The 14,051-nt window shown below is 68.3% G+C and carries 10 protein-coding genes and 2 pseudogenes; 7 read left to right on the plus strand and 5 right to left on the minus strand.

What is annotated here, in order from left to right; all coding sequences use genetic code 11:
- Positions 1–88: 88 nt before the first annotated feature.
- A complete protein-coding gene (locus AB0915_RS34780; RefSeq protein ID WP_366694878.1) occupies positions 89–649 on the plus strand; it encodes a MauE/DoxX family redox-associated membrane protein in 561 nt (186 codons plus the stop codon).
- Between the two features lie 185 nt (positions 650–834).
- Positions 835–1,374: a hypothetical protein gene (locus AB0915_RS34785; protein WP_366694887.1), complete on the plus strand. Its 540-nt coding sequence runs from the start codon at positions 835–837 to the stop codon at positions 1,372–1,374.
- 308 nt (positions 1,375–1,682) lie between these two features.
- On the opposite strand, the pseudogene AB0915_RS34790 reads toward AB0915_RS34785, so the two are convergent.
- The 4 genes and pseudogenes from AB0915_RS34790 to AB0915_RS34805 form a co-directional block, all read right to left on the minus strand.
- Positions 1,683–2,039 (minus strand): annotated as a pseudogene (locus AB0915_RS34790) (helix-turn-helix domain-containing protein); the annotation flags it as partial.
- An 82-nt stretch (positions 2,040–2,121) separates the two neighbouring features.
- Positions 2,122–4,869: an alkaline phosphatase family protein gene (locus tag AB0915_RS34795; protein ID WP_366694879.1), complete on the minus strand. Its 2,748-nt coding sequence runs from the start codon at positions 4,867–4,869 to the stop codon at positions 2,122–2,124.
- A 4-nt stretch (positions 4,870–4,873) separates the two neighbouring features.
- Positions 4,874–6,232: an ABC transporter permease gene (locus tag AB0915_RS34800; protein ID WP_366694880.1), complete on the minus strand. Its 1,359-nt coding sequence runs from the start codon at positions 6,230–6,232 to the stop codon at positions 4,874–4,876.
- On the minus strand, positions 6,229–7,170 hold the full coding sequence (locus tag AB0915_RS34805) for an ABC transporter ATP-binding protein (RefSeq protein ID WP_366694881.1): 942 nt from the start codon (positions 7,168–7,170) through the stop codon (positions 6,229–6,231). The genes AB0915_RS34800 and AB0915_RS34805 overlap by 4 nt, the downstream gene beginning before the upstream one ends.
- Positions 7,171–7,700: 530 nt before the next feature.
- Here AB0915_RS34805 and AB0915_RS34810 point away from each other — a divergent pair.
- Positions 7,701–8,231, plus strand: a pseudogene (locus tag AB0915_RS34810) (hypothetical protein); the annotation flags it as partial.
- A gap of 48 nt (positions 8,232–8,279) precedes the next feature.
- Entirely contained in the window at positions 8,280–8,756 is a 477-nt protein-coding gene (locus AB0915_RS34815) for a hypothetical protein (RefSeq protein WP_366694882.1), read from the plus strand.
- Between the two features lie 36 nt (positions 8,757–8,792).
- Here AB0915_RS34815 and AB0915_RS34820 read toward each other — a convergent pair whose 3' ends face one another.
- A complete protein-coding gene (locus AB0915_RS34820; RefSeq protein WP_366694883.1) occupies positions 8,793–10,253 on the minus strand; it encodes an amino acid permease in 1,461 nt (486 codons plus the stop codon).
- Positions 10,254–10,614: 361 nt separating this feature from the next.
- Between AB0915_RS34820 and AB0915_RS34825 the strand changes: the two genes are divergently transcribed.
- From AB0915_RS34825 to AB0915_RS34835, 3 genes are all read left to right on the plus strand, one after another.
- A complete protein-coding gene (locus AB0915_RS34825) occupies positions 10,615–11,769 on the plus strand; it encodes an XRE family transcriptional regulator (protein ID WP_366694884.1) in 1,155 nt (384 codons plus the stop codon).
- Complete coding sequence (locus AB0915_RS34830) at positions 11,766–12,311, plus strand: hypothetical protein (protein WP_366694885.1); 546 nt, start codon at positions 11,766–11,768, stop codon at positions 12,309–12,311. Before AB0915_RS34825 ends, AB0915_RS34830 begins: the two co-directional genes overlap by 4 nt.
- A 245-nt stretch (positions 12,312–12,556) precedes the next feature.
- Positions 12,557–13,825 carry a hypothetical protein gene (locus tag AB0915_RS34835; protein WP_366694886.1) on the plus strand — a complete coding sequence of 423 codons (1,269 nt, stop codon included), beginning with the start codon at positions 12,557–12,559 and terminating at the stop codon, positions 13,823–13,825.
- Positions 13,826–14,051 lie beyond the last annotated feature (226 nt).

Below are 14,051 nucleotides of genomic sequence, written 5' to 3' on the forward strand. Positions count from 1 at the left end.
CTGGAGGCGAAAGTGACCACTGTTGCTCGTGTCGACTCGGGGCTACATTGCCTCTGGCCCGGTCCTTCCAGGGAGGTGAGAGCCACTCGTGGCATATGCACTGCTTGCGGTCCGACTCCTTGTCGGCATTGTGTTCGCGGCATCCGCAACCGGAAAGCTGCGCGGCGCCGCGGCCTTCCGCGGCTTCGAGGACTCCGCCCGCTCCATGGGCGTTCCGGCCCGCCTCAGCCGTCCCGTGGCGCTGGCCGTGGTCGCCGGGGAGTGCGCCGCGGTGGTGCTGCTCGCCCTGGCGCCGGGCGGCGCGCCCGGCTTCGTCCTGATACTGCTGCTGCTCGCCGCGTTCACCACGGGAATCGTTCGTACGCTCCGTAGCGGGACCAAGGCGTCCTGCGCCTGCTTCGGTGCTTCGACCGCGCCGATCGGCCGCCGCCATGTGGTCCGGAACGCTGTGCTGCTCGCCCTTGCCGCGTTCGGCCTGGCCGCCGGGCTCGCGGGGACGCCGGCGCCGACCCAGGCGGCGGGTGTGCTGATCGCGGCGTTCGGCGCGCTGGTGGGCGCCCTGCTCGTGATCTTCACGGACGAGCTGGGCACGCTGTTCGACGACGGCGCCCCACGTACCTCGGGACGGGTCCGTAGATCCGTCCCGTAGGCGACAACTGCCTTGACTGCGCATGTGTTTCATGTTCATTGACCATCACGGTGGCCATTTCGACGAGCAATCCGCAGCTGCTGCACCGAGCACGCCGCACCCGTCCAAGCCGCCGTACCCCGCATCCCGCGATCCCGATCGGCGGACACCCCGCCCAACGATGACACGAGACCTCGGAGTCACCCATGCCCTTTCTGGTCACCGCCGTCGCCCTTATCGCCGTGCTCTGTCTGCTGAACTTGCTGCTCACCTTCGGCGTCATACGCAAACTCCGCGCCCAGGCGGAGGAGAAGGGCGACAGGGTGGTGGAAGGCCTTATCATCCCGGCCGGTTCCGCGGTCCCCGGCTTCTCCGCGGTCACCACCGCCGGTGAGCGGGTCACCCGTGAGAGCCTCGGCGAGACCATGCTCGGCTTCTTCTCACCCGACTGCCGGGCCTGCAAGGAGCGGCTGCCGCTCTTCGTGGAGCAGGCCCGTACCGCCACCCGTGAGACCGGTCGCAGCGTCCTCGCCGTTGTGCACGGCACCGAGGAGGAGGCCCGCGAGCAGGTGGCGGTCCTGTCCGAGGTCGCCCATGTCGTGGTCGAGCCGGGTGATGGACCGCTCGGCGAGGCCTTCGACATCACCGGGTACCCGGTCTTCGGACTGATCACCGCCGACGGCACGCTCGCCGCCACCGTCTTCGACCCGGCCCGCCTGCCGGCGCCCTCGAAGGCCACGGTCTGACACAGCACCGCCCCGTGGCGGTGTCGCGTCGGCGCGGCCCGGACAGCCTCCGCGCACCGCTCACGCACGCCGCGTTCGCCTGCAACGAACCGAACGAGGCCCTTCGGGCTCCTCGCCCCCCGACAGCTCCCGAGTGGGCGGGGAGCAGATCTGGGTGGGCAGCACCGGCGTACGTACGCCCCGCATGGTCGAGGCTGTCCGGGTGCTGGTCGTGCGAGAGCAACACCGCGGGGTTTGGGGCGGGGCCGGCGGGCGTCGGCGCGGGCTTGGGCGGCGTGCGGGCGGTAGGCCCCGCTTGCGGGGTGGCGGTTGCGCCGGATCTCACGGCTGACCGTGGACGGGCTGCGGCCCAGTTCCGCGGCGATCGCCCGCACGCCGGCGTTTTCCCGCAGCCGGTCGGCGATGTGGATCCGCTCGTCCTCGCTCAGATACCGGGACGGGCCGGAAGCCGGTACCACCATGCTGATCGGTGGTACCGGCTTCCGGTTCCGTTCCCCGGAGCGGTCGTTGCGCCGCTCGTTGCCCGTCCTGCGGTCAACGCCGACGATCCGGCACGCCTCGGTGTTGCTGTATCCCTGCTGCACGAGCCGGGAGTATGCCTCCCGCTCCCGGGACAGCTTCTTACGCCCCTGCGGAGCCCAGTCCGCACGGATCTCGAAGTCCATCGCACCCCTTGAACTGGGGTGTTGCGACGACTCCTAGAACCCAAGCGCCCGGCCACGGGCCCCTTGGTGCGATCAACCTACGTCAGCCGTCGGACTCCGACGACGGGATGTAGGCGCCCGGCACGTCCTCCGGCACGAAGATCTTGTCCTCGCCGGGGTACGGCTTCTTCCATTCGTGCGTCTGGTACCACGTGAAGTGGTTCATCTGCGCGGGGTTCGCGAAGTCGGGGATGGCGTGGGGCCCGGTCAGCCGCTGGTGCGACTTCCAGCTCTCCCACTTCGCCGCGATCGCCTGCTTGTCCGCCGGCACCTTCGCCGACGGCACTGCTGCCGCATTGGGGTTCTGCGGCGCCGGGGTGTCCACGCCGCAGGCAGGCGGGGTCTTCAGGCCGTCGGTCAGCGAGGTGCGGTTGGGCAATGCCTTGAACGGCGTGTAGTCCGCGTGCTGGGTGAACGCCCCACGCATCGGGCTGGCCGCGCTGTCCTTCTGGTTCATCGGGTGGATCCCGAGGATCTGCTCGATGGTGCGGATCATCGTGATCTGCGAGTAGTAGTGGCTGTCGACGGTGCCGTGCTGGGCCCAGGGGCTGATGATCTGGACCGGGGCACGGTGGCCGTCGACGTGGTCGAGGCCATTCTGGGAGTCGTCCTCGACGACGAAGATCGCCGAGTCCTTCCAGTACTTGCTGTGCGAGATCTTGTCAACCATCTTGCCGACCGCGAGGTCGTTGTCCGCGACCGCGGCGGCCGCGTTCGACGGACCACCGGTGTGGTCGTTGGAGAACCAGAACATGTTCAGGTTCGCCGGACCGCTCTTCTCGAAGTCCTGCTTCCAGATCTCGTACTTGTAGACGTCCGGGACGTCCATGTCGAACATCGGGAAGCCGGGCACCGACACCTTGTTGAGCGACGGGATCGCCGAGCCCGTTTGTATGGGGTAGGCGGTCTTCTGCCCGGTCGCGTCCATGTTCTTGGCGTCGCAGTACAGGTTCTGCCAGGTCGCGCCGGACGGCTTGCTCTCGAACGACTGGAACTCGCCGAAGTTCTTGACGGACTTCCCGGCCGCCTGCGCACCGGTCCAGATGAAGCCGGACTTCTGGTGGCCGAGAGCGTCGTCCTCGGTGTCGTAGCTGCGCGTGTACTCACCGGCCGAGGACTCGGTGTACTCCGGGTTGTCGGCCTGCATCAGCCAGTTGTGACCCTCGGCGGAGTTCGTGCCGACGTCGTACGTGTTGTCGTACAGCCCGAACTGCCGAGCCAGCGCGTGCTGATTCGGCGTCACGTTCTCGCCGAACTGCGTAAGCGACGGATTGCCGTTGCCCTGCGGCATGTCACCGAAGACCTGGTCGTAGGTCCGGTTCTCCTTGACGAGCAGGAAGACGTGCTTGATCGTCGAGGGGTCGCCGAGCTTCACCGGGACCGGTACCGGCTTCGCGTCGCCCGTGCCCTGGGTGACCGAGCTGCCGTGCCAGCCGTTCTGGGTGAAGACCTTGCCGGTCTCGGACTTGATGACGCTGTCGTCCGGCAGCGTGAACTGCGTCAGGCTCGACGTCGTGTCGTGGGTGCCGTGCCCGGCCTTGTTGGTGGGGCGGCGGGCGTCGATACCACGGGTGTTGGAGACGACCACGTTCTTGCCCACGGTGGTGATCTCCGCGGGGAAGTAGTCCGTCGGGAGCAGGCCGACGTAGCCGGCCGGCTCCTGCGGGGAGGTGTACCGGTAGACGGCGACCGCGTTGGCGCGGCCGAGCGTCACGAGCAGGTGACCGTCGTCGGTGAGCGTCACCGCGTTGGGCTCGTAGCCGACCGACGCCTTCGGCCACGGCTGGGTGGCGATGGTCTGTACGACCTTGTCGTTGGCGGTGTTGATGACCGACACGTTGTTGTCGGCGGTGTTGGTGACGAACACCGCCCCGTTCTTTGCGTACACCGCGGTCGGGTGCAGACCGACGTCGATGCTGCCGGCGGCGGCGGACGGGTCCGCCAGGTTGATGACGCTGACCGTGCCGGTGGTGGTGGCACCGGTGTCCGGGTTGGCCGGCACCTGGGTGCCGTAGGAGTTCATCGTCGTGTCGCCGGCCTTGGCCGGACGCCCGCCCTCGTTGCTGACGTAGAGCTTGTTGCCGACCATGGCGATGCCACGGGGGGCGTTGCCCACGGTCCAGCTCTGCTTGATGGTCCCGGTCGCCGCGTCGATGGCGACCACCCGGTTCTGGCCGTTGACCGCGGAGTACACGGTGGAGCCGTCGGCCGAGAACACCGCCGCACCCACCAGTGCGCGCTTGGAGCCGTCGGCCGGGATCGAGATGGTCGTCGGGTTGGAGAGGGTGCCGTCCGGGTTCACGGTGAACTTGGTGTAGCCGTCCGCCTGGCCCAACCACAGCTGCGAACCGTCGGGCGAGTACGTCGGGCCCTCCTGGCCGACGGCGTTGCTCTTGATGCGCAGGTCCGCCGACGCCGGGGTTCCGACGCGCTGCTTCACCTGCCCGGTCCCCAGGTCCATGACGACCAGCGCTATCCCACCGTCGGTGACGGAGGCCGCGAGGTGGGTTCCGTCCGGGCTGACCGAAGACGACATGATCTTGCCGTCGTTGATGACGGTGCGGCTGCCGTACGGGGCGATGTACTGGTCGGCGGAGACGACCTGGCCGTTGGCGGTGACCTGGCCGACCTGGTCGGTGCCGAACTGGTGCGTCTGGGCAACAGCGGTGCCCGTGACGGCAAGGGCGACAGCGATGCCCGCCGTTACCAGAGTGGTCCGGCGGCCGACACGTCTACCGAAAAGGCTGATCTGCTTCTTCTCATTAATCCGACGCTGCTGTGTTATCTGCATGGAATTATCCCTTCGGGGTGGTGTCGAGCAGTTCGACGTTGCCGTCGAACTGCCAAAGCGGGTTCGGTGCGTCCCCGGTCGGGGTCCGCACCAGGAAGTAGCCGTTCACTTCCTTCGGTCCGTCGCCATCGGCCACGAACCGCCCGTCTGCGGCGACGTCAAGCTGATAGATGGCCGTCCCTGCGGCCTCGACGCCGGGGAGATGCCAGGTGACGACGCAACGCCAGTCGTTGCCCGCCCCCTGGGGGGCGACCTGGCCGCCGCCCTTGTTGCACGCCGCCGTGACCTGCAGGTGCGCCTCGGTGACGTCGGGGCGGTTGAGCTGCTGGGTCTGCAAGCGGTAAAGGTGGGCGAATGCTGTGGCGACCGACCGCTGCACCTTGTCCTGCTCGATTCCGGAACCCATCGACGGGGTCGCCACGGCGACCACCGTGACGGTGAGTGCGCCCAGTGCGACCAGCGGCAGGAGTCCGGTGGTGATCGCGCGGCGCCCGGAACCGTCGTAGGCCAGGTTGGTGAAGTCGCGCCGCAGGAAAAGCAGGTAGGCCAGCGCGGTCGCGAGCACGGCCCACACCAGGCTGACCACGGTGCCGATCAGGAGCGGACCGACCTGTGCCGGGCTGGTGAACAGACCGTTCCAGGAGATGAAGGCGTAGCCGGGCAGGGCGAGGCGCACGGCGACGGGCAGCGGCAGCATCTGGGCGACCTGCATCGCGAGCGCGAAGAGCGCCGGCAGCAGCAGCCCCATCGGGGACCGCCCCAGCATGACGGACCCGAGGAGTCCGATCGCGGCGAGGGCCAGGGTTGGGGCGAGCACACAGACCCAGGCGAGCAGGACCCTGCCGGCGGCGTCCGCCGACGTCAGCAGGTGGCCGTCGAGTCCGACCAGCGGCTGGTTACCGACCGCCACGACCCCGCCGGCCGCGCTGGAACAGGCCAGCCCGGCCACGAGCAGCCCGATGACGGTGAGGCTGGCCAGCGCCTTCGCCACGAAGATCCGCCGAGGCGACCGGACCGCCACCAGCAGGTGGCGCCAGGTGCCGAGCCGGTCCTCGGAGGCGAACACGTCGCCGGCGACCACCGAGATCAGCAGCGGGAGCGCCCAGGTGCCCGCGAAACCGAGCACCACCAGCGATCCGGCCCACCCCGTGGCGTGCATCCAGCGACCGAAGAGGGTGTCGGAGGGGAGCGAGCTCTGCTGGCTCACCGCGGCGACGAAGAGCGCCGGCGCGATCCAGCAGGCGAGGACCAGCAAGCGGATCCGCCATTGCGAGACCAACTTGACCAGCTCGAAACGGTAGCCGCGCAGAACCGAGACGCGGCGGGCACCGGCAACGATGTCGTCGGCGATGGTCGCGGTCATCGGCCGGCCTCCTGCTGCTCGGTCAGGGCGAGGAACGCGGCCTCGAGCGGCGACACCACAGGCGCGAGCTCGCGCACCGCGACGCCCGCGTGCACCAGCCTCACCACCAGTTCGTCGAGGGCGGGCACCAGCGCGCGCACGACGAGCACTTCGGCGTCGTGCCGTGCCCCGGAGTCGTCGACGACGCGGATCCCGGCCGTGTCGACAGCCAGTTGGCGGGCGGCCTGCGGGTCGGAGGTCAGCAGACGGTAGTCGAGTTCACGGTTCTCGGCGGCCAGCTTGCTCAGCGGGCCTGAGAAGACGACCCGTCCGGTGGCGACGATGGTGACCTCGGAGCACAGTGCCTCGAGGTCGTCCATGCGGTGGCTCGAGAGCACGACGCTGGTTCCGTCCGACGCGAGTCGGGTGAGGACACCGTGTACGTGTCTTTTCCCGGCCGGGTCGAGGCCGTTGGAAGGTTCGTCGAGCACGAGCAGCCGGGGCTTGGTGAGCAGGGCGGCGGCGAGCCCGAGCCGCTGACGCATGCCCAGGGAGAAGCCGCGGGCCCGCTCGTCGGCGACATCGGTGAGCCCGACCTGGTCGAGCACGTCGTCAATCCCCGTTGTCCGCGCGTCGCGGCCACGGAGAGCGGCCAGCGCGGCGAGGTTCTGCCTGGCGGTGAGCGAGGGGTAGAGACCGGGTCCATCCACGAAGCCGGCGACACCATCGGGAGCGGCGAGCGCCCGCCCGACCGGCGTACCCAGGATCTCGAGGCGGCCGCTGTCGGCGACGGCCAGGCCCAACAGGAGGCCGAGCAAGGTCGTCTTGCCGGCACCGTTGGGTCCGACCAAGCCGTGGATCTGCCCCTGCGCCACATCCAGATCGATGCCGTCGAGTGCGACGACGTCGCCGAAAAGCTTGGTGATCCCGCGAGCCCGGATCGCGCGGAGTGTGTCCATGAGCCCCTTCTTTCGAAACCTTCAAGGACCCTAGGGACGGCACACGTGGCAGGCAGGGACCGCCGGTTGAACGTTTATGGAACGGGAGACGACCCGGCATCCGCCGCGCCGATGCCCCGCCGACCGCCGTCGATATGTCGACCGGCCCTTTTCGATGGCCGGATCGCAGAGCGCACCGGGCCGTCAGACACGCGCCATCGCGAACAACGCCGCCGGTTGGATCGTGATCGGGACAAGGCGTCGACGAGTCCGTGTGCACGGAGTAGCCGGTAGTGAGCCAGACTTGGGCAAAACCTGGACGCACCGTTCCTCTCGGACACACTTCATGGGGAGATGCCCCAGAGGGTGGTGACTGGGCGGTCACCACCCTCTTCTTCATGTCCAGGGTCGGCGTAGGACTGAGCAACTCGTGCAGGCGGTACGGCCGCTGACGCAGCGAGCCGGGCTGCGATGTTGCCGTGCCGGCGCGCGGGGCCTGCGAAGCGGCCTCGGCCTACTGTGCGGGCTGCAGGCCGGCCAGGGAACGCTCCTCGGACCGGTTCCTCGACGCGGTCGCCGTGCGCCGCGCCCACTTCACCGCCCATCGCTCCCTCGCCGCATATCAGCAGCTGCGCACGGCGGCACAGGCAGCCGACTGCTGGGAGGCCGAGCGCGGGCGGGCGCTGGCGCTGCTGCGTGCCGACGCGGCACAGCGCGAGCGGGTCCGGTACGGCGGCCCGGTCCTGATCGACGCTCTGCTCGACGACAAGGACACCGATGCCGCCTGGCAGGCCGCCACCGCTTCCGGCGCCGACGACCGGCAGTGGCTCACCCTCGCCCACCAGGCCCGTACCACCCGCCCCGCCGACGTGCTGCGCGTCTACCAGCGCCTGGCCGAACCCCTCGAGAAAGAGACCGGCAACGCGGTCTACGAGCGCCTGACCAGCCTGCTCCTGAGCATGCGCGACTGCCACCGCCGCCTGGGCACTCCGGACGACTTCGCCGCGTACCTCGCCGCCTTGCGCGCCGGTCAGAAGCGCAAACGGAACCTGATGCGGCTCCTCGACCAGCACGGACTGTGAAGCCGACCCCATTCCGGCACATCGGCAGTGTTCGGTAGGCTCGCCGCCATGGGCAGCGAGCCGCGTCCCGGAGCACAGCTGCTGGCCCGTTACCGGGAAGCTGCCAGGGGTTACCAGGACACCGAGCCGGAAGTGCGGCGCAGCGCCGCGCACCTACTGGATGCCGCTCAAGCGCGGCGCACCGGGCGCCTTGAGCGGGAACGCGCAACGCGGGAAGCGGACGAGCGCCGTCGCGTCGAGGCCGCCGAGGCGGCCCGCGCCGACCGACTGGACCACCTCGCCCGCAACGCGGAGCAGACCTGGGGCACGGTCGGGGACCTCATCGCGCAGAAGAACTCCACAGCCTACGACCGCGCCTTCGCGCTCCTGGACGACCTGCGCGCCGTCCACGCCCGCACCGGTGACATCACCGCTTTCGAGGAGCGGGCCGGACAGCTGTGCGAGGCCCATCGGGGCAAGCCGGCGCTCATGCGTCACTTCGACAAGATCGGCATTCCCCATCCACGCGAACGGCCCGCGCGGTAATGATTCCGCACGGGCCGTCGCCGCTGCCTGGAATCGTCAGGCGTCCTGGCGCGCCCGCGCAAGGTCATTCACCCGTCCACGGACCACGAACCAGCCGCCGACCAGCGCCGCCGCGATCAGCGGCAGACACAGCACGGTCGTACGGCCCACTCCGCCGCCCCACCACATCAGGCAGACGACACCGGCGAGGAAGAACAGCGTGACGATCTGCGTGTAGGGGGCCCAGGGCAGCCGGTACGAGGGGCGGGTGACCCGGCCGTCCCTCGAGCGGTGCCAGAACAGCAGCGAACAGAGCATGATCATGCCCCAGGTACCGAGGATGCCGATCGAAGCGAAGTTGAGAACGATCTCGAACGCCTGGCCCGGCATGACGTAATTGAGCACGACGCCCAGAACACCGAAGCCGGCGGTCAGCAGGATGCCGCCGTAGGGCACCTGCCCCTTGTTCATCCGGCCGGTGAACCTGGGCGCGGAGCCTGCCAGCGCCATGGAGCGCAGGATGCGGCCGGTGGAGTACAGCCCGGAGTTCAGACTGGAGAGCGCCGCCGTCAGCACGACCAGGTTCATCACACCGGCCGCGCCCGGGATGCCCAGCTTTTCCATGACGGTGACGAACGGGCTCTGGTCCCCCGAGTACGAGGTGTACGGCAGCAGGAGGGCCAGCAGCACCACCGAGCCGACGTAGAAGAGGCCGACGCGCCACATGATCGAGTTGATCGCCTTGGGCATGATCTTCTCGGGGTTCTCCGTCTCGCCGGCGGCGACGCCGCACAACTCGACGGAGGCGTACGCGAACACGACACCCTGGATCACCATCAGCATCGGGAGCGTGCCGGTGGGGAAGATGCCGCCGCTGTCGGAGATGGTGGAGAAGCCGGGCGTGTGACCGTCCACCGGGTGCTGGGTGATCACCAGGAAGATCCCGATGAGCATGAAAGTGACCAGGGCGGAGACCTTGATGATCGCGAACCAGAACTCCATCTCACCGAAGTACTTCACCGAGATCAGATTCGCGGTGAGCACGACGGCGAGGGCGATCAGCGCGAGGATCCACTGCGGGATGTCGCTGAACATCGCCCAGAAGTGGGCGTAGGTGGCGGCCGCGGTGATGTCGGCGACGGCGGTGGTCGACCAGTTCAGGAAGTACAGCCAGCCGGCGGCGAAGGCGCCCTTCTCGCCCATGAACTCACGGGCGTACGAGACGAACGCACCGGAGGAGGGCCGATAGAGGACCAGCTCGCCGAGCGCGCGGACGACGAAGAAGGCGAAGACACCACAGACCGCATAGGCGAGGGCGAGCGAGGGACCCGCATCGGCCAGTCGCCCGCCCGCGCCCAGGAACAGGCCGGTGCCGATCGCGCCACCGATGGCGATCATGTTGATGTGACGGGACTTGAGGTCCTTGCTGTAACCGGCATCGCCGGCGTCCCGGTGGGGTGAGCTCGTCGCCGATGGGGCAGCGGCGAGCGTTTCGGCCGCAGTGGAGCGGTCACTCATGGAGGAGATTCGCCTTTGTGGGGGGAAGGTGTGCGGTCCCGGCCGTGGGGGGCCAGGGGGTCGTCACCGTGGCACGGCTCGATGTCCATCATCGGGGATTTCTGTGGTTTTGGCAGTGCCCCACGTCACTCAGGAACAAATCTGAGGTGTGTCAGAGGTTACGAGGCAGTATGCAAGGGACGCGTGTACGCCTCCGTGAGTCCCGATGTGCCGCGGGCGGTGGTGAAGACCTGTGCGGAGGCGATGGTGTTCGCACATCCGGTCCGGACACTGCGATATCGGTGGCGCCGGAACCGTGGCGCAAGCGGTGAGCGTTGCGATTTTCGCAACGCCCTCGTACTCTGGCCGTATGGGCGAGAGTGTGAGTGAACGTGTACGTAAAGTCATGGACGCGGCCTCGATCCACCAGGCAGCGTTCGCCGAGACCATAGGACTGACCCCCGACAAACTGTCGAAGTCTCTCAGTGGCGTCCGACGATTCACGTCCCTTGACCTCGCCCGGATCGCCGAATTCGGCAACACCACCGTCGACTGGCTCCTGACCGGCCGCGAGCCGCTCCGTCCTGCCTTCGCGGCCCGCGCAAGCGCCCCGGAAGCCGATGGCCAGGGACACGACACGCTCAGGGATCTCGTCGAAAGGTTCACGACGGCCCACGAGGTACTGGAATGTCTCGGCCGGTCACCGGAGCTGCCGGAGCTGCCGTCCGTCCGGAGCGAGGTGGAGCGCCATGTCGACCAGGGTGTGGCTCTGGCCGAGGACGCCCTCGCCGCCGCCGGGACACCGACGGTCAGCGATCTGGAGACGTCCGAGCTGGTCCACGTCATGGAGCGCGCCTTCGGCGTGGACGTGGCGAAGATCGGCTTGCCCAACGGTGTCGACGGTGCGGCCTGGCAGGCGGACGGATTCCGGCTCATCATGATCGGCCGGACGAAGGTGCCGACGCGCCAGCGCTTCACGCTCGCCCATGAACTCGGGCACATCCTGGCCCAGGATGCCCAGGACCTCCGAACGGAGACTCATCTCGCGCCCGGGCGACAGAAGGACCTGACAGAGATCCGCGCCAATGTGTTCGCCGCCGGCCTGCTGATGCCCAGGGACGAGCTGAGCGCTGCTGCGAAAGGGCGTGACCTCACGGACGAAGAGCTCAGATCGCTCGTCGTGCGCTTTAAGGTGTCGCCGAGCGCACTGGCCGCCCGGCTTTCCCAGCTGGGCTTCATCGATACGGAGACGAGAGGCAGGCTGCGCGAGCTCACCACGGAGGCTTGCCACTTGCTGACCGGACAGAGCGATGCGTTCGCAGCCCGCACTGCCTGGGCGGAAGCCGCCCGGCTTCCTTTCCGCCCCATCCGGTCGCTGTACGAGGCCTACCTCGCCGGCGAGACGACCCTGCGCCCACTGGCCGCTTACACCGGCCTGGACGTCGACGAGATCCGTGCGACGCTCGAACCCGAGCCGGAGGACGGCACACCCTCCACAGCCGACGTGGACGAAGGGGACCTGGTCTTCCAGCCATGACACGCCGCCGTTGGTTTCCCGACAACACTGTGCTGTGCAACTTCGCGGCGGTCGACCGTCTGAGCCTGCTGGAAAAGATCCTGGACGGTCGCGGCCGCTGGACGCAGGCGGTTGCGGCGGAGGCCCAGCAGTCGACCCGGTACTGGCCGCGGCTGCGCCAGGTGACCGAGGACGGGTGGCTCGGCGATCCCATCGAGATCGACGACCCGGCCGAAACCGCACGCGTGGACCGCATACGCCGCGTGGTGTTCGGCGGCTCGCCGTCCCGGCCGCTGCAACACCTGGGCGAGGCGGAGACGCTGGTCATCATCGAGCACCGCAGAGAGTTAGCAGACTCCGTATGGATCACGGACGACGGAGAAGCGGGCCGCTACGCCCGCCGCAAGGGCATCTGCGTCAAGAACACGGTCGACCTCATGCGGGAGGCAGTCGTCGCCGGCCTGACCCCGGCTAGTGAGGGGCACCGCTTGCTGCTCGCGATGGCGGCGGCTGGTCGTCATGTACGAGGGGTTCCGCACAGGCCTGAAGGCTTGCTGCCGTGAGGCAGGACTCTCACCGAGACGCCGCTGCAAGCTCTCCGGCCACACGTACGCCGGGTCAGCGTGGTGTTGACGGTCCGGTCTTCCGTGGGGCGATGTGCTTGGTGATCCGCAACTGGGTAATCTTGCCGGGCGATCGGCTGCCGGATGTGAGCAACTGGAGATCCACGCATGACGGCTCTTCGGTCACCTGACGCGCCGACAGGGGGTTGTCGGAGGCGCGGATGCGCGGACGGAGGGGAATGCCAGTGACGACCGACATCGATTCCATCACCGGTGTCCGGCAGACGGTCACCGTAGTCCTCCCCGTCCGGCTGCCTTCCCCTCCTCCCTGGGCCGAAGGCCCCATACCCTTCGAGCTCGGCAGCCGACGAACCGACGCGGCAACCCGGCAGACCTATTACACCCCCGCCGCCGCGCGCGCTCTCTACGGAACCCGCGAACGACCCTGTCGCTGGCACCGGTTCACGGACATCACGCATCGGTCCCTGCACCTGCACGGCATGGAACTCCTGCGCACGGTCAAGACCCAGGATCAGCAACACGCCCTGGCGGTCCTGCATTTCACCGTCGAAGGACCTGACCTCCTGGACGTCCTGCGCGCCATCGGCCACCGGCACACAGCCGGAGACGATCCACTGGACGGGCCACTGGCGCCCGGCACACTCCTGGCCGGAGTCGCGGAACCCCGAGGTGCCGAAGCCCCATTCGCCCTTGCCCGCCCCTATACCGTCGCCTTCCTCACACCGGACGCCACACACACCCCCGCTCTGCGGAGCGACGGCCGACTTCCCGACTCCGCCGACAACTGGCTCTGGTCCCTGGCCTCCCGCTCCAACGAGACCGACTTCCCGACGACCCCCGAGCAGTTGCGGGACCAGACCGAGCACATTGTGCGCATCTCCGCCGATTGGAGCGCCCTTGTGCTGCGACACGGGGCTGCCTTCCTCGGTCACCGCCCCGACCAGGGGGACGGCGACTTCTACGACTTCGCGGACCTGCATTTCCGTACGGTCTACCTCGACGCGCTTCTTCTCGGCACGATCCAGCGCGACCACATCGACGAGTTGACCGACGGTCTCGCCGACGTATTCGACGGCCCAGGGCTTGCCCGCCGAGTCACGGCACTCGAACAGGACATCGCAGGATTCCGCAGTACCTACTGGCGGCAGCATCTAACCGCCCACGGCCCGGCCAATGAGCTGCTCCTCGCCTATCAGGGGCAGCATCGTCTACCCGCCCGCTTCGCGGAGATCCTTGCCGAGGCGGCCGACTACTCCCGCCTCGCCCAGACCCAGGACGGTCAGCAGATCGCCGGAGCCCTCGGTGTTCTCACCATCCTCGGGCTGCCGCTCGGAACCGCACTGAGCATCCTCCAGGTGCTCGGTGACGACGACCTCGTCCATCTCCTGGTCGGGTTGGGTATCGCCCTCGCATCGACGGCGGCCGCCCTGGGCACCCGCTACGGGCGTCTCGTGCTGGGGTCCCTCCGTGGCAGCTCCCCTGGCGCTGACTGAATGTGAACTGGCTCCGAGAGAAACAAACTTGCTAGTGTCTCGTGATCCTGTTCATGTCAGTTCGAGTTGTTATTGACGAGTTTCTTCACGTTGGTCGCGACGAGTCGGACCTTCGCGAGGACCTCGTCGGTGGTCGCGGTCCACGTGAACGGTTTCGCCGTCGTGTTCCAGGAGTTGATGTAGTCGCGGATCTGTTTGATCAGGACGTTGACGCTGGAGAACGTGC

The organism is Streptomyces sp. NPDC048411 (genome assembly GCF_040704695.1).
Lineage (GTDB): Bacteria > Actinomycetota > Actinomycetes > Streptomycetales > Streptomycetaceae > Streptomyces.